Source organism: Bradyrhizobium sp. ORS 111, assembly GCF_045571485.1.
Lineage (GTDB): Bacteria > Pseudomonadota > Alphaproteobacteria > Rhizobiales > Xanthobacteraceae > Bradyrhizobium.
Window position 1 is genome coordinate 7113391 of sequence record NZ_CP120701.1, and the last position, 16931, is coordinate 7130321.

19 protein-coding genes are annotated in these 16931 nt (G+C 65.8%); 4 read left to right on the forward strand and 15 right to left on the reverse strand.

The annotated features are described in order from the left end of the window. Nucleotides 1–21: 21 nt before the first annotated feature. From P6U30_RS32780 to P6U30_RS32790, 3 genes are all read right to left on the reverse strand, one after another. On the reverse strand, nucleotides 22–432 hold the full coding sequence (locus tag P6U30_RS32780) for a DoxX family protein (RefSeq protein ID WP_407166866.1): 411 nt from the start codon (nucleotides 430–432) through the stop codon (nucleotides 22–24). Nucleotides 433–1003: 571 nt separating this feature from the next. Beyond that, nucleotides 1004–2275 carry an RNA polymerase sigma factor gene (locus tag P6U30_RS32785; RefSeq protein WP_407166867.1) on the reverse strand — a complete coding sequence of 424 codons (1272 nt, stop codon included), beginning with the start codon at nucleotides 2273–2275 and terminating at the stop codon, nucleotides 1004–1006. Continuing rightward, nucleotides 2272–2640 carry a YciI family protein gene (locus P6U30_RS32790; RefSeq protein ID WP_280981171.1) on the reverse strand — a complete coding sequence of 123 codons (369 nt, stop codon included), beginning with the start codon at nucleotides 2638–2640 and terminating at the stop codon, nucleotides 2272–2274. The genes P6U30_RS32785 and P6U30_RS32790 overlap by 4 nt, the downstream gene beginning before the upstream one ends. Nucleotides 2641–2862: 222 nt before the next feature. Here P6U30_RS32790 and P6U30_RS32795 point away from each other — a divergent pair, with 222 nt between their 5' ends. Next, nucleotides 2863–3828: a 2-hydroxyacid dehydrogenase gene (locus P6U30_RS32795; protein WP_407166868.1), complete on the forward strand. Its 966-nt coding sequence runs from the start codon at nucleotides 2863–2865 to the stop codon at nucleotides 3826–3828. 29 nt (nucleotides 3829–3857) lie between these two features. Here the strand turns inward: P6U30_RS32795 and P6U30_RS32800 are convergent, their stop codons facing one another. Further along, entirely contained in the window at nucleotides 3858–4511 is a 654-nt protein-coding gene (locus tag P6U30_RS32800; protein WP_407166869.1) for a dihydrofolate reductase family protein, read from the reverse strand. A 91-nt stretch (nucleotides 4512–4602) separates the two neighbouring features. After that, the gene (locus P6U30_RS32805; RefSeq protein WP_407166870.1) at nucleotides 4603–5259 is read right to left on the reverse strand and encodes a TetR/AcrR family transcriptional regulator; all 657 of its coding nucleotides are present in this window, start codon (nucleotides 5257–5259) and stop codon (nucleotides 4603–4605) included. A 98-nt stretch (nucleotides 5260–5357) separates the two neighbouring features. On the opposite strand from P6U30_RS32805, the gene P6U30_RS32810 reads away from it, so the two are divergent. Then, a complete protein-coding gene (locus tag P6U30_RS32810; protein WP_407166871.1) occupies nucleotides 5358–6002 on the forward strand; it encodes a glutathione binding-like protein in 645 nt (214 codons plus the stop codon). 64 nt (nucleotides 6003–6066) lie between these two features. Here P6U30_RS32810 and P6U30_RS32815 read toward each other — a convergent pair whose 3' ends face one another. The 9 genes from P6U30_RS32815 to P6U30_RS32855 form a co-directional block, all read right to left on the reverse strand. Next, entirely contained in the window at nucleotides 6067–6534 is a 468-nt protein-coding gene (locus P6U30_RS32815) for a DUF1348 family protein (RefSeq protein ID WP_407166872.1), read from the reverse strand. Between the two features lie 84 nt (nucleotides 6535–6618). Continuing rightward, nucleotides 6619–7068 carry a tol-pal system-associated acyl-CoA thioesterase gene (gene ybgC / locus P6U30_RS32820; protein WP_407166873.1) on the reverse strand — a complete coding sequence of 150 codons (450 nt, stop codon included), beginning with the start codon at nucleotides 7066–7068 and terminating at the stop codon, nucleotides 6619–6621. Between the two features lie 3 nt (nucleotides 7069–7071). Continuing rightward, nucleotides 7072–7446 carry a type II toxin-antitoxin system VapC family toxin gene (locus tag P6U30_RS32825; protein WP_407166874.1) on the reverse strand — a complete coding sequence of 125 codons (375 nt, stop codon included), beginning with the start codon at nucleotides 7444–7446 and terminating at the stop codon, nucleotides 7072–7074. Continuing rightward, entirely contained in the window at nucleotides 7443–7634 is a 192-nt protein-coding gene (locus tag P6U30_RS32830; RefSeq protein WP_407148636.1) for a type II toxin-antitoxin system VapB family antitoxin, read from the reverse strand. The genes P6U30_RS32825 and P6U30_RS32830 overlap by 4 nt, the downstream gene beginning before the upstream one ends. An 84-nt stretch (nucleotides 7635–7718) precedes the next feature. Then, nucleotides 7719–8636, reverse strand: coding sequence for a metallophosphoesterase (locus tag P6U30_RS32835; protein WP_407166875.1), 918 nt, complete (start codon nucleotides 8634–8636; stop codon nucleotides 7719–7721). Nucleotides 8637–8815: 179 nt separating this feature from the next. Beyond that, nucleotides 8816–9865, reverse strand: coding sequence for a Holliday junction branch migration DNA helicase RuvB (ruvB, locus tag P6U30_RS32840; RefSeq protein ID WP_407148638.1), 1050 nt, complete (start codon nucleotides 9863–9865; stop codon nucleotides 8816–8818). Nucleotides 9866–10061: 196 nt separating this feature from the next. Beyond that, nucleotides 10062–10679 carry a Holliday junction branch migration protein RuvA gene (gene ruvA, locus P6U30_RS32845; protein WP_407166876.1) on the reverse strand — a complete coding sequence of 206 codons (618 nt, stop codon included), beginning with the start codon at nucleotides 10677–10679 and terminating at the stop codon, nucleotides 10062–10064. A gap of 379 nt (nucleotides 10680–11058) precedes the next feature. Then, nucleotides 11059–11586: a crossover junction endodeoxyribonuclease RuvC gene (gene ruvC / locus P6U30_RS32850; RefSeq protein WP_407166877.1), complete on the reverse strand. Its 528-nt coding sequence runs from the start codon at nucleotides 11584–11586 to the stop codon at nucleotides 11059–11061. A 133-nt stretch (nucleotides 11587–11719) separates the two neighbouring features. Continuing rightward, nucleotides 11720–12466, reverse strand: a complete 747-nt coding sequence (locus P6U30_RS32855; protein WP_407166878.1) for a YebC/PmpR family DNA-binding transcriptional regulator — start codon at nucleotides 12464–12466, stop codon at nucleotides 11720–11722. 198 nt (nucleotides 12467–12664) lie between these two features. On the opposite strand from P6U30_RS32855, the gene P6U30_RS32860 reads away from it, so the two are divergent. Both P6U30_RS32860 and P6U30_RS32865 read left to right on the forward strand, forming a co-directional pair. Continuing rightward, nucleotides 12665–14425: a methyl-accepting chemotaxis protein gene (locus P6U30_RS32860; protein ID WP_407166879.1), complete on the forward strand. Its 1761-nt coding sequence runs from the start codon at nucleotides 12665–12667 to the stop codon at nucleotides 14423–14425. 120 nt (nucleotides 14426–14545) lie between these two features. After that, nucleotides 14546–15970, forward strand: coding sequence for a methyl-accepting chemotaxis protein (locus P6U30_RS32865; RefSeq protein WP_407166880.1), 1425 nt, complete (start codon nucleotides 14546–14548; stop codon nucleotides 15968–15970). Between the two features lie 133 nt (nucleotides 15971–16103). Here P6U30_RS32865 and P6U30_RS32870 read toward each other — a convergent pair whose 3' ends face one another. After that, nucleotides 16104–16931: a TIGR00282 family metallophosphoesterase gene (locus P6U30_RS32870; protein ID WP_407166881.1), complete on the reverse strand. Its 828-nt coding sequence runs from the start codon at nucleotides 16929–16931 to the stop codon at nucleotides 16104–16106.

The following is a 16931-nucleotide window of genomic DNA, read 5'->3' on the forward strand; positions in this document are numbered from 1 at the left end:
AAGGATGGATTGAAGAACAGCTTAGCGACGAAACGGAAGCAGCGCGCGCAGATTGCCATCGCGCAGATACAGCCCGCCCCACACCATCAGACCGAGATAAAGTCCGAACAGCGTGTGCGTGAACAGCGGGCTGCCGATCCGCACATGGGATGCGATCGCGCCGCCGAGATAGCCGGTGAGGAGGATTGCGCCGAGGATCGAGGTCGGCGGCACGGAATAGAGCAGCGTGCAGATGATGGTGATGAGGCCGAGGCTGCGCGCCAGCGTCTCGCTCGCGCCAAAGCCCATCTTGTCCATCGAGTCGGTGACGACCGGCCACGGCACCAGCTTGATCGCGCCGTCGAACAGCAGGAAGACGATGACAAGACCGCTCATGATGCGGCCGGTGATGCGCGCAGGCCTTGAGATTTCGATCTCCGCATTCGTCGGCATGGCTGGCTCCGCAGGGATTGGTGATGCTCTGCCTCTATGACGAACGGAGGAATGCGCGGCCGACAGGGTCGGCGAAGATTTTTCCGGGGCCGCGACGGGGCAGCGCCCGCTCTCCCGCTCGCACGGTTGAACGGCATACGACTGGCGTTGCGGGAGTGATGCACATGTCGATCACCTCGCCCGGGGCTTACCCCTCTCCCCCGCCCTCCCCCGCAAGGGGGGAGGGAGCCCAACCGCCGTGCTCACCTGACGTGATCGGTTACCGATGACTGCTCGGTAGTGCGCACACGCCATCTGCATCACGTGAGGGAGGCATCGGCAGTCGGCTCCCTCTCCCGCTTGCGGGGGAGGGTTGGGGTGGGGGTTCTCTCCGCGAGTCGTCTCGTGAAAAGAGCCCCCACCCGCCGCGCGCTGCGCACGCGTCGGCCTCCCCCGCAAGCGGGAGAGGCGAAGGGAGCTCGCGGACTCCTTCGCAGACGTCATGTGCGATTGTCCCCCCTTGCGATGGTTAGGGAGAGGGGTGCCACGTGGGAAGCATCTCACCTTGCACGCGAACAACGCACAGTCGACCCTACTTCGCCTTGGCGTTGCGCGGCTGGCTGTCGCGCATCAGGCGATCGATATGCATGCGGATGTGGGCGGCTTCCGCGGTGGTATTGGCGAGCGCGATGGCGCGGTCGAAGGCGACACGTGCCTCGTCGTTGCGGCCGAGCTGCATCAGGAAGGCGCCGCGCACGCCGAAATAGTGGAAGTAGTTGGAGAGCCGCGGCGCCAACGGCTCGATCATCTCGAGCGCCGCTTCGGCTCCCCTGACCTTGGAGACCGCCACCGCGCGATTGAGCGTCACCACCGGAGAGGGCTGCATGACCTCGAGCGCGCCGTAAAGCAGATCGATCTGCGCCCAGTCGGTCTCCTCGGGCGTGCTTGCGCGGGCGTGAAGTGCCGCGATCGCCGCCTGCACCTGATACGGCCCACTCCGGCGGTGCCGCATCGCCTTGTCGATCAGCGCCAACCCTTCGGCGATCAGTTCCCGATTCCACAGGCTGCGGTCCTGATCGTCGAGCAGGATCACCTGGCCGTCGGCATCGAAACGCGCCGCCGCGCGGGCATGCTGCAACAGCAACAACGCCGTCAGCCCCATGATTTCAGGCTCGCTCTGGAACAGGCGAAGCAGCAGGCGGGCGAGCCGGATCGCCTCCTCGCACAGCGGCGCGCGGATGTCGGCCGTGTCGCCGCCGGCGGAATAACCCTCGTTGAAGATCAGGTAGATCATTGCGGCCACGGAGGCGAGCCGCTCGCTGCGCTCGACCGCACCAGGGGTCTCGAACGGCACCTTGGCATCCGCGACGCGGGCCTTCGCTCGCGTGATGCGCTGCTCCATCGCGGCCTCACTGACCAGGAAGGCACGCGCGATCTGCTTCACGGTGAGACCGGACACGATGCGCAAAGCGAGTGCGATCTGCTGCGTCGCCGGCAGGTCCTTGTGGCAACAGATGAACAGCAGCCGCAGGATATCGTCGCGATAATGCGAGCCGTCGAGCCGCTCGGCGATCTCGTCCTCGGCATCGTCGAGGTCGGAGATCGCCTGGTCATCCTCGGGCAGCGGCTCCTGCTTCCGGTTGCGCCTGACTTCGTCGATCGCGACGTTACGGCCGACCATGATCAGCCACGCCGCGGGATCGCGCGGCGGGCCGTTCTGCGGCCAGCTCTTCAGCGCCCGCAGGCAGGCGTTCTGATAGGCCTCCTCGGCGGTGTCGAGATTGCGAAAATAGCGCAGCAGCGCGCCGACCGCCTGGGGACGCGCAGACGTCAGCGCGGCATCGATCCAGGCGGTATCGGTCACGACTTGACACTCCCCGGCTTGAACACGCCGACCGGGCGGATCTCATAGGTGCCGCCGGGATTGGCCGCGCCGAGATCTCGGGCGACGTCGAGCGCCTCGTCGAGGTTCTTGCAGTCGACGACGTAGAAGCCGAGCAACTGCTCCTTGGTCTCGGCGAACGGGCCATCCAGCACCAACGGCGGATCGTCCTTACGCAGCGTGGTCGCGGCCGTGGTCGGCAGCAGGCGCGCCACCGGGCCGAGCCGACCCTGCTTGGCGAGCTTGTCCTGCACCACGGACAGTTTCTGCATGACGGCGGCGTCGTGCTCCTTGCTCCAGGAACCGACCATGTCCTCGTCGTGATAGCAGAGGATGGCATACAGCATCGAAAGGCATCTCCGTTCATTCCAAGAACGAACGATTATGCCCGCGCCCGACAGGGACGCGAAAGAAATTTTGCTTGCGGGTTCCGATGGCTACGGCCCGACATTGACCGATACAAAGCCGACCTCAGGAATTGCTTGGGCATGGATGTTCTCCCCTATTGATGGCAGGACACCGGGGGCGGGCCCGACCCGTCCCGCGCGAGAGAGGTTGGAGGTATCTGGATGAGCAAGGGCGCACTCGCGCTGCTGGTCAACGGCGGCACGGAAAACTGGTCGCCGGCGCGCTGGGAGGCGCGGTTCGAGGCAGTCTGTCCCGACCGCCGGGTCGTGTTGCTGCCGGATCCGGCGCTCGATCCGGCCGAGGTGCACTATGCCGCCGTGTGGAAGCCAAAGCCCGGTGAGCTGGCCGCCTTCAGCAATCTGCGCGTCATCTTCAATCTCGGCGCCGGCGTCGATGCGCTGATGGCCGACCGTTCGCTGCCAGACGTTCCGCTGGTGCGGGTCGCGGTCGGCGACCTCACCGACCGCATGACCGAGTACGTCGTGCTGCACGTGCTGATGCACCACCGGCAGGAGCCGTACCTGCGCGAGTCACAGCGGCTGAAGCGCTGGGCGCCGAAGTACCAGTGGGCGGCGGGTGCGCTCACCGTCGGCGTCATGGGGTTGGGCACGCTGGGCGCCGCCTCGGCGCGCGCGCTCCGCGCCCTGGGCTTCCGCGTGGTCGGCTGGAGCCGCAGCGAGAAGCGGATCGACGGCATCCCCTGTTTCCACGGCACTGACGGCCTCGATGCATTCCTGCGCCAGACCAACATCCTGGTCTGCCTGCTGCCGCTGACACCGGCGACACGGCACGTGCTCGACCGCGAGGTGTTCGCGAAGCTGAACCGGGATAGCCCGCTCGGTGCGCCCGTGATCATCAATGCCGGCCGCGGCAGCCTGCAGAACGAGGCCGACATCCTGCGTTCGCTCGACGACGGCACGCTCGGTGCAGCCTCGCTCGACGTCTACGAGACCGAGCCGTTGCCCGAGGCGAGCCCGTTCTGGAGCCATCCGAAGGTGGTGCTGACGCCGCACAATGCCGCCGACACTGACGCCGACGAGATCTCGAAATATGTCGCCCAGCAGATCGCGCGGTTCGAGACCGGCCAGACGCTGGAAAACGTGGTCGATCGCAAGCGGGGGTATTGAGGCCCACCGGCGCAGCGCAGGTCGCCGACCTAGGCCGACCTACGCGCGATGGTGACGTGCGTGGCGTGCGGGCTCGCGACATGCCCGACGACGGCATAGCCGAGCGCAGGCAGATCGATGCCCGCGAACAGGCTCTCGCCGGCGCCGAGCAGCACCGGCGGCAGCGCCAGTTGCAGCTCGTCGAGCAGACGCGCTTGCAGGAATTGCCGCACGACCGACACGCCGCCGCCGACGCGGATGTCCTTGTCCCCGGCAACCGCGCGCGCCTGCTCCAGCGCCGCGGCAATTCCATCGGTCACGAAATGGAAGGTGGTTCCGCCTTCCATTTCGATGTCGGGCCGCGCGTGATGGGTCAGCACGAACGTCGGCGTGTGATATGGCGGATTGTCGCCCCACCAGCCTTTCCAGGAATGATCCGGCCACGGCCCACGGATCGGGCCGAACATGTTTCGCCCGAGGATCCAACCGCCGATATTGTCCATCGCCTTGCGCGCGATCTCGTCGTCGAGATCGGTCGTCCCGCCATCCTGGCCGATCATCTGGCGGAAGGTCCGGGTCTGGAAGTACCAGCTAGCCGGCAGCGCCAGGCCGCCCTCGCCGAATGGATTGTCGAGGCTCTGACGCGGCGCGGCTCCAAAGCCGTCGATCGAGACCATGAACACTGACGTCCTGACTTTTCCCATGATGTTCCGCTTCCATGAATGAGAGCACCTTACGGAAGACGGTCAGGAAGGCCAGCACCCGACATTAGCCGCGCGCGAATTTTCGCGGCGGCTATTTGGCCGCGCACATCACGTCGATGGCGCCATTCACGATCGCTTCGAGTTCCTGGCGCGGCACGCGGGCACGGGCGCGGATCGCGATGGTGTGGATGGTGGCCGATGCGAGATGCGCGAGCGCGGCCTCATCGGCTGTCTCCGGCAACTCGCCGCGCTCCTTGGCGAGGCGGAAGCAGATCGAAAACGCCTTGTCCAGTTCGGTGAGACCCTCCAGGACCATGGCGCGGATGTCGGGATCAGCCACCGCTTCGGAAGCCCCCGTCATCACCGTGAAGCAGCCGCGCGGCGAGTCCCCTTCGGTGTAGATGTCGAGCGCGATGGCGTAGATGCGCGCCAGCCGCTCCCGCAGCGGCGCCTCGGCGCGGAAGATGTCGACCATCGCGGCGCGCGCCTCGTCGCGATAGCGCTGATAGCTCTTGATATAGAGCGCGCGCTTGTCGCCGAACGCGCCATAGAGGCTCGGCCGGTTCATGCCGGTGGCGGCGCTGAGATCATCGAGCGAGGTCGCGGCAAAGCCGTCGCGCCTGAACAGATCGAGCGCCTTGCCGAGCGCGACGTCGGGCACGTAGGCACGCGGCCGCCCGCGCCGCTTCGGCACGGCAGGCGCATCGATCTTGGCAGCAGATGGCGGCTTTCTATTTTTTTGTACCATGTCGCATTAAATTCCTTGACGCCTTCGATATTATTCGAGACAGTACAAAAATCAACCCGGCCGGAAGATCCGCGCCCAGCACCGCCAAGGAGGCACCCATGGACCTTTATTTCTCGCCACTCGCCTGCTCGATGGCGACCCGTGTCGCGCTCTACGAGGCGGGCCAGCCGGCCAACTATCTGGAGGTCGATCCCAAGACAAAGCAGGTGCGTAGCGACGGCTCCGACTTCAACAAGCTCAACCCGCTCGGACTGGTGCCGACGCTGCGCACCGACGACGGCGTGGTGCTGACCGAGAACGCCGCGATCCTGCAATATGTCGCCGACCGCTTTCCGCAGGCCGGTATCGGCACGACATCGAGCACCGAGCGTTCGCGGTTGCATCAGTGGCTGTGCTTCATCGGCACCGAACTGCACAAGGGCCTGTTCCTGCCGCTGCTCGACAAGAAGGCGCCGCCGGAGGCCAAGACCTATGCGCTGGAGAAATACACCTCGCGGCTCGATTATCTCGAGGATCACCTGAAGGGCCGCGACTATCTGCTCGATCATTTCAGCGTCGCCGACGCCTATCTCGTCACCGTCATCAACTGGACGATGGCGACCCCACCGATCGAGCTCGCCAAATGGCCGGCACTGAAGGCCTATTACGAGCGCCTGCGCACGCGGCCCTCGGTCGCAAAGGCGATCGCGGAGGAATTCGAGCTCTACAAAGCCGAAATCGCCCGCCATAAGGCGGCGGCGTAGCGCGGTCTCTCACCACGCGTCGTCCCGGCCTAGTGCGCCATTGCGCACTCGGCCGGGACGACAACTAAAACGGCTCCGGCCCCAATCCGGGCACGTCGGCCGGCCGCGGCCCTGGGGCGGGCCAGTGGAAGCGGCGGTCTTTTTCCGCGATCGCGATGTCGTTGATCGAGGCTTCGCGCCGTCGCATCAGGCCGTGCTCGTCGAACTCCCACTGCTCGTTGCCGTAAGAGCGAAACCAGTTGCCGCCGGCATCGTGCCATTCGTACTGGAAGCGCACCGCGATGCGGTTGCCGTCGAACGCCCAGAGATCCTTGATCAGGCGGTAGTCGAGCTCCCTTTCCCATTTGCGGGTGAGGAAGGCTACGATCGCCTCGCGGCCTTGAAATACCTCGGAGCGGTTGCGCCAGCGGCTGTCCTCGGTATAGGCGAGCGCGACGCGCGCGGGATCGCGCGAATTCCACGCATCCTCCGCCATGCGCGCCTTCTGCGCAGCGGTCTCGCGGGTGAAGGGTGGCAGCGGCGGGCGTGACATCGGCGATCCCTCGCGGTTGTGATCACGCGCAAATTTATCGCGCCGACGCCAGGAGTCGATGGCTCCGCACCTATCGACCGATAGCTAGGCCAAATCGGCCTTCATCAGCGCGCGAATGGACTTCGGAATCGGCTGCGCGCGGCCGCCGCTGACGAAGGCGACGCGGACCTCGGCCTTCACAAGCACGTCATCGCCGCGCCTGACCTCCTGCGCCAGCATGATGGACGCGCCCTTCACCGCGATCGGCCAGGTCACGACGTCGAGCACGTCGTCCATTCGCGCGGGCTTGAGGAAGTCGAGCGCCATCGAGCGCACCACGAAGGCGAACCCGCCGGTCTCAGCCTCTGCCTCCTCGAACAGCGCCTGCTGCTCGGCGCCCATCAGGCGAAGATGGTTGGTACGCCCGCGCTCCATGAAGCGCAGATAGTTGGCGTGATAGACGATGCCGGAGAAGTCAGTGTCCTCGTAATAGACGCGGACCTTCATGTGGTGGCGGCCGTCGCGGATTTCGCCGTCGAGGATGGGTGAGGTCATCGGCTATTCCGCAATCCTGGCCGCGAGCGACAGCGCCTCGGCTGTTGCCAGCGCGCGCTTGTCGCGCGTCCAGAACACCGTCTCGGGTGTCAGCGCGGTGGCCGCCAGCAGATGCGCATCGACGTAACCGATGCCTGAGCCGGACAACTTTCGATTCGAGATGAAGGTCAGGACTTCGTCGGTCGTTGCGACGATCGCCTTCGGAAGTGCGTTCAGGTCATCCATCATTTCCACGATCTTCGGCACGTGTCCGAGCACCAATTCACCTATCACGAATGGATGCATGACAACCTCGCCGTGATCAAGAAGTCTCACCAGCCGCGGATCGCTACGACGAAAATGATCGATCCAGATCGACGTGTCGACGAGCACAGTCATTTCGGGCGACGGCGCGGAGGCGCCTTGGCGTCGGGTCGCGAGCCTCCCATCCGGGCGAGCCGGCGGGCGGCCTCGCGCTCGACGAACGCCTTCAATGCCTCGCGGATCACCGCGGACTTCTCCGTGACGCCGGCGAATTCCTGCGCCTTGGCAAACAACTCGTCGTCAATTGCAATTGTCGTTCTCATGGCAAGGATTCCTCGACATCAAATATAACATCAGATGATGCGAGATTCCATGCCGCTGTCGGGTCGTAGGCCGCGCAAGCGTGGTCAGGAGACCAACGGCCTCTTTGCACCGAGCGTCACCTGCACGATCTCGGGCGGCACGCCGAGGCGGAACGGCATGATGCTGCAGCCGAGGCCGCCGGAGACGATGACATCGGTCTTCAGCTTGAGATGGCCGTAGGCGAGCCGCATGCCGTGCTTCACGGGCACCGCGGGCGACCAGCCGAGCAATCGAACCTGGCCGCCATGAGTGTGTCCGGACAGTTGCAACGCGACGCGCGAGGGCACGCGGAGCGCGATGTCGGGCTCGTGGGCGAGCAGGATCACCGGTGCATCGTCGGTGACCTTGGCAAGCGTGGCGCCGAGATCGTCGGCGCCGACATGCGCGAGATGGCGAAAGCGCCGCGCCGGCAGATAGGCGAGCTGGTCGCCGAGGCCGGCGAGCCAGAACGGACGGCCGTCCTTGACGAGCCGCACCGCATCGTTCTCGTAGACCGGAATGCCCACCCGCTCCAGCGCCCGGCGCGCGATCGGGACGCCCTGCCCCTGGCGCTGCACGGCCTTGTCTTCCCAATAATCGTGATTGCCGAGGATGGCGTGCACGCCGAGCGGCGCCTTCAGGCCCTTGAGCACCGCGGCCCATTCCGACGCCGGAATGAAGCGCGTGACGTGACGAAGGCCTGCGACATAGTCACCGAGCATGACGATGAGATCGGCATTCAACGCGTTGGTGCGGTCGACAATCTCGGCGATGCGATCGAGCGACATCCAGGGATCGCAAGCATGAATATCGGCGAGCGCAGCGATCTTGAGCGGAAAATCCGCCGGCCAGCGCCGCGGCGACAGATCGTAGCGCGTGAGCGTGAGCCGAACGACCGGCTCGCTGACGCCATAGGCTGCGGTCGAGGCGCTGGTGGCGGTCAATCCGCCGACGGAGCGGAGGAAGTTGCGACGTGAAATCATGGACCTGCGATCGCTGATGCCTGATCGACCTAAGCCGCGCGATTGGAGCGGAATTGGGCCGCCTTTGTGCGGAAGGCGGGCAGATGTCGCAATGGTTACCGATGGCCTGGGCCGCGTGACGGAACCTATCGCACATTCAACTTTTCGAGAGTGCCGCGGCGGACATCACGCCCGCGCGATCAGTCCTCGTCACCATTGCCGCCGAACAGACCGAACTGCGCGGGATCGCGGTTGGGCTCGGCAAGGCCGAGATGGCGGAAGGCATGCGAGGTCAACAGGCGGCCGCGCGGGGTGCGCTGCAGATAGCCGCACTGGATCAGATAAGGCTCGATGATGTCCTCGATCGCGTCGCGCGGCTCCGACAATGCCGCCGCCATGGTCTCGACGCCGACCGGGCCGCCGCCATAGTTCAGAGCGATCGTCGTCAGATAGCGGCGGTCCATCGCATCGAGGCCTGCGCTGTCGACCTCGAGCGCGCTCAGCGCGCGGTCGGCGATGCCGCGGTCGACGGAATCGGCATCCGCTGCGGACGCAAAATCCCTGACCCGGCGCAACAGGCGGCCGGCGATGCGCGGCGTGCCGCGGGCGCGGCGCGCGATCTCGTTGGCACCGTCGGAGCTCATGCCGACGTTGAGCACGCGCGCGCCGCGGGTGACGATCTTCTCCAGTTCCTCCTCGGTGTAGAAATTCAGGCGGATCGGAATGCCGAAGCGGTCACGCAACGGATTGGTGAGCAGGCCTGCGCGCGTGGTCGCGCCCACCAGCGTGAACTTCGACAGATCGATCTTCACCGAGCGCGCCGCCGGTCCCTCGCCGATGATCAGGTCGAGCTGGAAATCCTCCATCGCCGGATAGAGCACCTCTTCCACCGCAGGGCTCAGGCGATGGATCTCGTCGATGAACAGCACGTCGCGCTCTTCGAGATTGGTGAGCAGTGCGGCAAGATCGCCGGCCTTGGCGATGACGGGACCCGACGTCGCCCGAAAGCCGACGCCGAGCTCGCGCGCGACGATCTGCGCCAGCGTGGTCTTGCCGAGACCCGGCGGACCGACGAACAGCACGTGATCCAGCGCCTCGCCGCGCTTCTTCGCCGCCTCGATGAAGATCGAGAGATTCTTGCGCGCCTGCGCCTGGCCGACGAACTCCGTCAGCGACTGCGGACGCAGCGCGGTGTCGCCGACGTCATCGGAGCGGCGCTCGGGCGTGACGATGCGGGAGGGCGTGTTCATGACGCAAAACCAGCACGAGAGCGTTGTTCTCCTTCTCCCCGCCCTTGCGGGGAGAGGGTTGGGGTGAGGGGCTGCATCCGCGAGCGAGACATGCGTTCAGACCTGTACCCCCTCACCCGGATTGCATCTGCGATGCAATCCGACCTCTCCCCGCAAGCGGGGAGAGGTAAAGAAAGGACCGGCTTCGATACGCAGCTCACTTCGACAATTCCTTCAGGCCCAGCCGGATCAGGTGCGCGGTCTCGGCACTCTCACCGGCGCTGCGCGAGGCGGCGGCGATCGCGGCGGCGGCCTGCGGCTGGCCATAGCCGAGATTGACCAGCGCGGAGATCGCATCCGTCACCGGACGCGGCGCGCGGTTGTTGTCGATCGCGCCCGAGAGCTGCACCACTGCCGGATCGACATCGGCAAAGCCCGGCGCCTTGTCCTTCAATTCGCTGACGATGCGCTCGGCGACCTTCGGCCCCACCCCCGGCGTGCGGGCGACCGCCGCCTTGTCGCGCAGCGCGATGGCATTTGCGAGGTCGGTCGGCGACAGCGTGCCGAGCACCGCGAGCGCCACTTTGGCGCCGACGCCCTGCACGGTCTGCAGCACGCGAAACCACTCGCGCTCATGATCCGAGCGGAAGCCGAACAGCTTGATCTGGTCCTCGCGGACATAGGTCTCGATCGACAGCACGGCCGCCCCGCCCGGCGACGGCAGCGCCTGCAACGTGCGGCTGGCGCAGTGCACCTGGTAACCGACGCCACCGACATCGAGGATCACATAGTCCTCGCCGTAGGAATCGATCAGGCCCTTGAGCTTGCCGATCATGATGCCACCCCGGATATGGTGCTCGCGCCGCGTTCGAGTCCTTCAGCATCAGTGAGGGACGCACCGGCGGAGGGGTTCCCTCCCCCGTTGCGGGGGAGGGCTAGGGAGAGGGGTGCCGCTTGCTCCGCCTTACGAGGCAGAGCACGGACGACGCTCACATCGTGATCGATTGTCGTACGAGCTTCGTTGATGCGTCGTCGTCGCATCGCATGGGTCTTCGCCCGCGGCTTACCCCTCTCCCCGACCCTCCCCCAACGCAAGTCGGGCCTGCCTGACTTGCGTAAATTCACGATGCGCAACCGGGGTAGACCCCAGTTGCGTGGGGGAGGGAGCCTGACGAGCGTGCTCTCCTCACGTCGTGTGAACGCGCAATCGCCCCTCATAGGTTCGCCACCTTCAGCCGCAGCGCGGCGCTCTGGCGGTGATGCGCGTGGGTGATCGCGATCGCCAGCGCATCGGCCGCGTCGGCGGATGGCGGCTCGGCTTTCGGCAGCAGAATCTTCAGCATCACCTGGATCTGGTTCTTCTCGGCATGTCCGGCGCCGACCACGGTCTTCTTGACCTGGTTCGGCGCGTATTCCGCAATCGCAATGCCGAACATTGCGGGCGCCAGCATGGCGACGCCGCGGGCCTGGCCGAGCTTCAGCGTGGCAGCGCCGTCCTTGTTGACGAAGGTCTGTTCCACCGCCGCCTCCGCCGGCTTGTAATCGCCGAGCACGGCGGCAAGCCCCTCATGGATCGCGAGCAGGCGGCTCGCGAGCGGCAGATTGTCCGGCGGCTCGACCGAACCGCAGGCGATGTAGACCAGCCGATTGCCCTCGGTCTCGATCACGCCCCAGCCGGTGCGGCGGAGGCCCGGATCGATACCGATGATGCGGACGGGGGAGCGAATCGGCTGCGATGTCATGGGGGAGTGATACCGCCTGCGCACCGGGAACGAAACACAAACGGAGCGTCATCCCCTGCCCCGCTTGTCCTGCCCGCTCGTCATCCCCGCGAATGCGGGGTCCAGTACGCCGCGGCAGTTCCGATCAAGCGCGTCAGCCACCCATCTTCGCGATCAGCGCGTCGGACACTTCGAAATTGGCGAACACGTTCTGCACGTCGTCGTGCTCGTTCAGCACGTCCATCAGCTTCAACAGCTTTTCGCCGGTCTCATCGTCGACCGAAACGGTGTTTTGCGGCTTCCAGGTCAGCGCCGCCTTGCGCGGCTCGCCGAACTTCGCCTCCAGCGCCTTGGCGACCTCGCGGAAGGTGTCCTGCGAGGCATAGACCTCGTGGCCGCTTTCGCTGGAGACCACGTCGTCGGCGCCGGCCTCGATCGCCGCATCCAGCATGGCGTCGTCGGAGGCGACGCTCTTGTCGTATTCGATGATACCGGTGCGGTCGAACATGAAGGCGACCGAGCCGGTTTCGCCGAGATTGCCGCCGGATTTGGTGAAGAAGGAGCGGATGTCGGAGGCGGCCCGGTTGCGGTTGTCGGTCAGCGCCTCGACGATCACGGCGACGCCGCCGGGACCATAGCCCTCGTAGCGGATCTCTTCGTAGTTCTCGCCATCGCTGCCGGCCGCCTTCTTGATGGCGCGTTCGATGTTGTCCTTGGGCATGTTCTCGGCGCGCGCCGCGACCACGGCGGCGCGCAGACGCGGATTCATCGCCGGATCCGGCGTGCCCAGCTTGGCCGCCACGGTGATTTCGCGCGCCAGCTTGCCGAAAAGCTTCGACCGCTGGGCATCCTGCCGGCCCTTGCGGTGCATGATGTTCTTGAATTGGGAATGGCCGGCCATGCGAGGTCTCTTCGAAGCGTCAGGTCAAAGGGGGATGGAAAACGCGGCCTTATAGGCCCCCACCGGCCAAAATCAAAGATCGGCGGGACGTTCCGTTGCAGATACTACCGCATGCCGGAATATCAGGCACCTGTTAACCATGACTTCATGCCCGGATGAGAGGATCGGCCGTCCCAATTCCCATACCCAAGGGTCCCCATGGCGTTCGGTTTGTTTCGAAGGCGAGGGCCGGAGCCGGTTGCGCCCGCCGTGAAATCAGAAGTTCCGGCCGCGAACACCGCGCCCGAAGCCATCACCTCGACCGAAAGCGATTCGGCGCGGGAGATCCTGGAACTATTGGAACTCGAGCTCGGCGGCATGATCCGTCAGCTCGAGCGCGCCGCGGGTTCGGTGGCCGCCGGTGCCGACGCCACCGCCGCGACACTCGCGACCATCCGGGCACGCACCGACGCGCTGACCGGCCGCACCACCGCCGCGCAGAGCACCGCGACGACATTCTCGGAGGCCGCCGACAGGTTCACCCATTCCGCCGAGGGCATCGGCCAGCAGGTGCGCAACGCCAGCAGATTGGCCGATGACGCCGCGGCCGCGGCGCGCGAGGCCACCGCCAATGTCGATCGCCTGCGCGAATCCTCGGCCGCGATCGGCAACGTCGTCAATCTGATCGCGCAGATCGCGCGCCAGACCACGCTGCTCGCGCTCAACTCGACGATCGAGGCGGCACGCGCCGGCGCCGCAGGCAAGGGCTTTGCCGTGGTCGCAACCGAGGTCAAGGCGCTCGCGGTGCAGACCCAGAGCGCGACCGAGGAGATCACCAAGAAGATCGAGGCATTGCAGAAGGACGCGACCGGCTCGGCGGACGCGGTGCACCGCATCTCGCAGGCGATCGAGGCGATCCGCCCGGTCTTCGAGCATGTCAACGGCGCGGTGGTCGAGCAGAACCAGATCACCGGCGAGATCGGCCAGAACGCCGCATCCGCATCTCACTTCATCGTCTCGGTCGGCACCAGCGCCGGCGAGATCGACAGCGCAACGCAGGAAGCAGCAAGGCACGGCGACAATGTCGCCAGGGCCGGCAAGGCCGTGACCGCCTTCGCCCAGAAGCTGAAGGCGCGCTGCGCGGTGCTGCTGCGCCAGGACGAGCGCGGCGATCCGCGCAAGAACGAACGTCTCCCCTGCAGCTTCAAGATCGAGATCACGACCGCGCGCGGCAGCGTCACCGCGCCGGTCTACGAGCTCGCGATGGACGGCATCCTGATCGGCGGGGCCGAGGCCGACGAGCTCCCGACACATGAGAGCCTGAGCGCGACCTTGCAGGATATCGGCGTCTGCCGGATCAGGATCGGCGAGCGCTCCAAGGCCGGCGCACAAGCGCGGTTCGAGGCTCCGACCGCCGCGCTGCGCGAGAAGATCGAAGACAGAATGTGGGCGATCCACGAGGAGAACACCGAGTTCGTCACCCGCGCGATGGAGGCAGGCAGCGCGCTGACCAAGATCTTCGACAACGCGGTCGCCGGCGGCGCGGTGGCGATCGACGACCTGTTCGACACCGACTATGTCGAGATACCGGGCACCAATCCGGTGCAGTACCGCACCAGGATGCTCGATTGGGCGGATCGCGCGCTGCCGCCGTTCCAGGAGGCATTCCTCGCCAGGGATCCGCGGATGGCGTTCTGCGTCGCGATCGACCAGAACGGCTACCTGCCCGTCCACAACAAGCTCTACTCGCATCCGCAGCGCCCCGGCGACGTCGCCTACAACACGGCCAACTCCCGCAACCGCCGCATCTTCAACGACCCGGCTGGGCTTGCCGCCGGCCGCAACCAGCGCGCCTATCTGATCCAGACCTACGCGCGCGACATGGGCAACGGCACGACCGTGATGATGCGCGAGATCGACGTGCCGATCCGCGTGCGCGGCCGGCACTGGGGCGGCTTCCGCACCGCCTACAAGCTTTGACCATTCTTGTAGCTCGAGTGCACGCTCAGGCAAGACCGACGGCGCGAATCACGCTTTCAAGATCGGAATGGAGAATGCCGCGACGGGTCGACGGGCGGTTCTGACGGGGGAAGCTCGAAAATGTCGGTCGCGCAAGCCGCAGTTCTGGACACGTCATCCGGCCGGACGCTGGCCGAACGGCTCATCGACCAGCTCGCCGACCGGATCGGCGGACTCGGTGTGGAGCTGGCCGACATCACCGGCAACGTCCAGGAGGTGGCAAGTCGCGTCAGCAACCAGTCGGAGCGCTTCCACCATTTGCAGGAGACCGCCGAGACCATGGTCTCGGCCAATCACGACATCGCCAATGCGTCGCAGGCGGTGCAATCGACCACATCCGCCGCGGTCGGCCAGATCGCGGAATCTCGCAGCGTGGTCGAGACCGCGGTCGGTCACATCGCAGAGCTCGTTGCGGCGGTCGGACGGATCGAGGCACGGCTTGCCGCGGTCGGCTCGGCGCTGAGCCAAGTCGCCAAGGTCTCGGGTTCGATCGAGGCGATCGCGAAGCAGACCAACCTGCTCGCTCTCAATGCCACCATCGAGGCCGCGCGCGCCGGCACCGCCGGTCGTGGCTTTGCCGTGGTCGCAAGCGAAGTGAAGAGCCTGGCGGAGGCGACCCGCCAGGCGACGCATCAGATTTCCGACACCGTGCGCGATCTCGACGGCCAGATCAGCAGCCTGATCGGCGAGAGCAGCGATGCCTCGCTGCGCGCAAAGAGCGCCGGCGAAGGCGCCCGACAGATTTCCGGCATCATCATGCGCGTGCAGGAAGGCTTTTCATCCGTGGGCGCCGAGATCGACAGCGTGGCGCGCGCCGCGACCTCGAATCTCGGTCATTGCGACACCGTGATCGCGGAACTGAACGAGCTTGCCAAAGGCGTCGAACTCTCCTCGCGTGACCTCAAGCACGCCGACGAGCGGGTGACGAAACTGCTCGAAACCTCGGAACACTTGATCGCGATGATCGCAGACAGCGGTGTACAGACCTCGGACGCGCCGCTGATCCGCGTCGTGATCGAGACCGCAAAGCAGATCTCGGAGCTGTTCGAGCACGCGATCGCGCGCGGCGAGATCACACTCGCACAATTGATGGACGAGAAGTACCGGGAGATAGCAGGCACCGATCCGAAGCAGTATCTCACCGACTACGTGGCCTTCACCGACCGCGTGCTGCCCGCGATCCAGGATCCGATCCAGAAGAGCGACCCGCGCATCGTGTTCTGCGTCGCCTGGGCCAAGGGCGGCTATCTGCCGACGCACAATCCGAACTACCGGCTGCCGCAAGGCCCCGATCCGGTCTGGAACAACGCCAATTGCCGCAACCGCCGCCTGTTCAACGATCGCGCGGTGAAGAAGGTGGCGGCAAACACAAAGTCGTTCCTGTTGCAGACCTATCGCCGCGACATGGGCGGCGGCAATTTCGTGCTGATGAAGGACCTGTCATCGCCGATTGTCGTCGGCGGCCAGCACTGGGGCGCATTCCGGATGGGCTTCCGGCAGAGCTAAGCGAGCACCCCGTAGCCCGGACGAGCCGTCATTGCGAGGAGCGATAGCGACGAAGCAATCCATTTCGTCACTTGCCGTGAGATGGATTGCTTCGCTCCGCTCGCAATGACGAACGGGGGCAGCAATTCGATCCTCACTTTACCCAGAACTCCGGCACCGCGGGCGCAAGCCGGCCGCCGGCGCGCACCGGCGCGACCTTCAGCGCAAGCCCGGTCGCATCGTCGGTTTCGACCGCGACCCCGCTCAGCGTTGCGGGTCCCGACGCCGGCTCGAAGCGGGCGGACGGAATGCCGGTGAGGAAGCGCTGCAGCGGCTCCTCCTTCTGCATGCCGATCACCGAATCATAGTCGCCGGTCATGCCGGCGTCGCTCATATAGGCGGTGCCGGCGGGCAGCACCTGGTGATCGGCGGTCGGCACATGGGTATGGGTGCCGACCACGAGGCTGACGCGGCCGTCGCAGAAGTAGCCCATGCCCTGCTTCTCGCTGGTTGCTTCACCGTGGAAGTCGACCACGATGGCGTCGGCGCCCCGGCGCAACGGACATGCTTCGAGCTCGCGCTCGATTGCCGCGAACGGATCGTTGGCGGACGGCTCCATGAACACGCGACCGATCGCGTTGATGACCAGCGCACGCTTGCCGTTCTTGGTGTCGATCAGCGCAGCGCCGCGACCGGGCGAATGGCGCGGAAAATTCAGCGGGCGGATCAGCCGCGGCGCGCGCTCAATGAACACCAGCGCTTCCTTCTGATTCCAGGCGTGGTTGCCGAGCGTGACCGCATCGGCGCCGGCGTCGAGCAGCTCCTGATAGATCGCCTCGGTGATGCCGAAGCCGCCGGCGGAGTTTTCGCCATTGACGATGACGAGATCGAGCGACCAGTCCCTGATCATTCCGGGAAGGTGATCGGTGATGGCGGTGCGGCCGGTCCTGCCGACGACGTCACCAACGAAGAGAATACGCAA

What these genes read in the sequence shown, in the direction of transcription:
- P6U30_RS32780 (WP_407166866.1), bottom strand. Translation starts at nt 432, where the DNA reads ATGCCGACGAATGCGGAGATCGAAATCTCAAGGCCTGCGCGCATCACC.
- P6U30_RS32790 (WP_280981171.1), bottom strand. Translation starts at nt 2,640, where the DNA reads ATGCTGTATGCCATCCTCTGCTATCACGACGAGGACATGGTCGGTTCC.
- P6U30_RS32795 (WP_407166868.1), top strand. Translation starts at nt 2,863, where the DNA reads ATGAGCAAGGGCGCACTCGCGCTGCTGGTCAACGGCGGCACGGAAAAC.
- P6U30_RS32800 (WP_407166869.1), bottom strand. Translation starts at nt 4,511, where the DNA reads ATGGGAAAAGTCAGGACGTCAGTGTTCATGGTCTCGATCGACGGCTTT.
- P6U30_RS32805 (WP_407166870.1), bottom strand. Translation starts at nt 5,259, where the DNA reads ATGGTACAAAAAAATAGAAAGCCGCCATCTGCTGCCAAGATCGATGCG.
- P6U30_RS32810 (WP_407166871.1), top strand. Translation starts at nt 5,358, where the DNA reads ATGGACCTTTATTTCTCGCCACTCGCCTGCTCGATGGCGACCCGTGTC.
- P6U30_RS32815 (WP_407166872.1), bottom strand. Translation starts at nt 6,534, where the DNA reads ATGTCACGCCCGCCGCTGCCACCCTTCACCCGCGAGACCGCTGCGCAG.
- ybgC (WP_407166873.1), bottom strand. Translation starts at nt 7,068, where the DNA reads ATGACCTCACCCATCCTCGACGGCGAAATCCGCGACGGCCGCCACCAC.
- P6U30_RS32825 (WP_407166874.1), bottom strand. Translation starts at nt 7,446, where the DNA reads ATGACTGTGCTCGTCGACACGTCGATCTGGATCGATCATTTTCGTCGT.
- P6U30_RS32830 (WP_407148636.1), bottom strand. Translation starts at nt 7,634, where the DNA reads ATGAGAACGACAATTGCAATTGACGACGAGTTGTTTGCCAAGGCGCAG.
- P6U30_RS32835 (WP_407166875.1), bottom strand. Translation starts at nt 8,636, where the DNA reads ATGATTTCACGTCGCAACTTCCTCCGCTCCGTCGGCGGATTGACCGCC.
- ruvB (WP_407148638.1), bottom strand. Translation starts at nt 9,865, where the DNA reads ATGAACACGCCCTCCCGCATCGTCACGCCCGAGCGCCGCTCCGATGAC.
- ruvA (WP_407166876.1), bottom strand. Translation starts at nt 10,679, where the DNA reads ATGATCGGCAAGCTCAAGGGCCTGATCGATTCCTACGGCGAGGACTAT.
- ruvC (WP_407166877.1), bottom strand. Translation starts at nt 11,586, where the DNA reads ATGACATCGCAGCCGATTCGCTCCCCCGTCCGCATCATCGGTATCGAT.
- P6U30_RS32855 (WP_407166878.1), bottom strand. Translation starts at nt 12,466, where the DNA reads ATGGCCGGCCATTCCCAATTCAAGAACATCATGCACCGCAAGGGCCGG.
- P6U30_RS32860 (WP_407166879.1), top strand. Translation starts at nt 12,665, where the DNA reads ATGGCGTTCGGTTTGTTTCGAAGGCGAGGGCCGGAGCCGGTTGCGCCC.
- P6U30_RS32865 (WP_407166880.1), top strand. Translation starts at nt 14,546, where the DNA reads ATGTCGGTCGCGCAAGCCGCAGTTCTGGACACGTCATCCGGCCGGACG.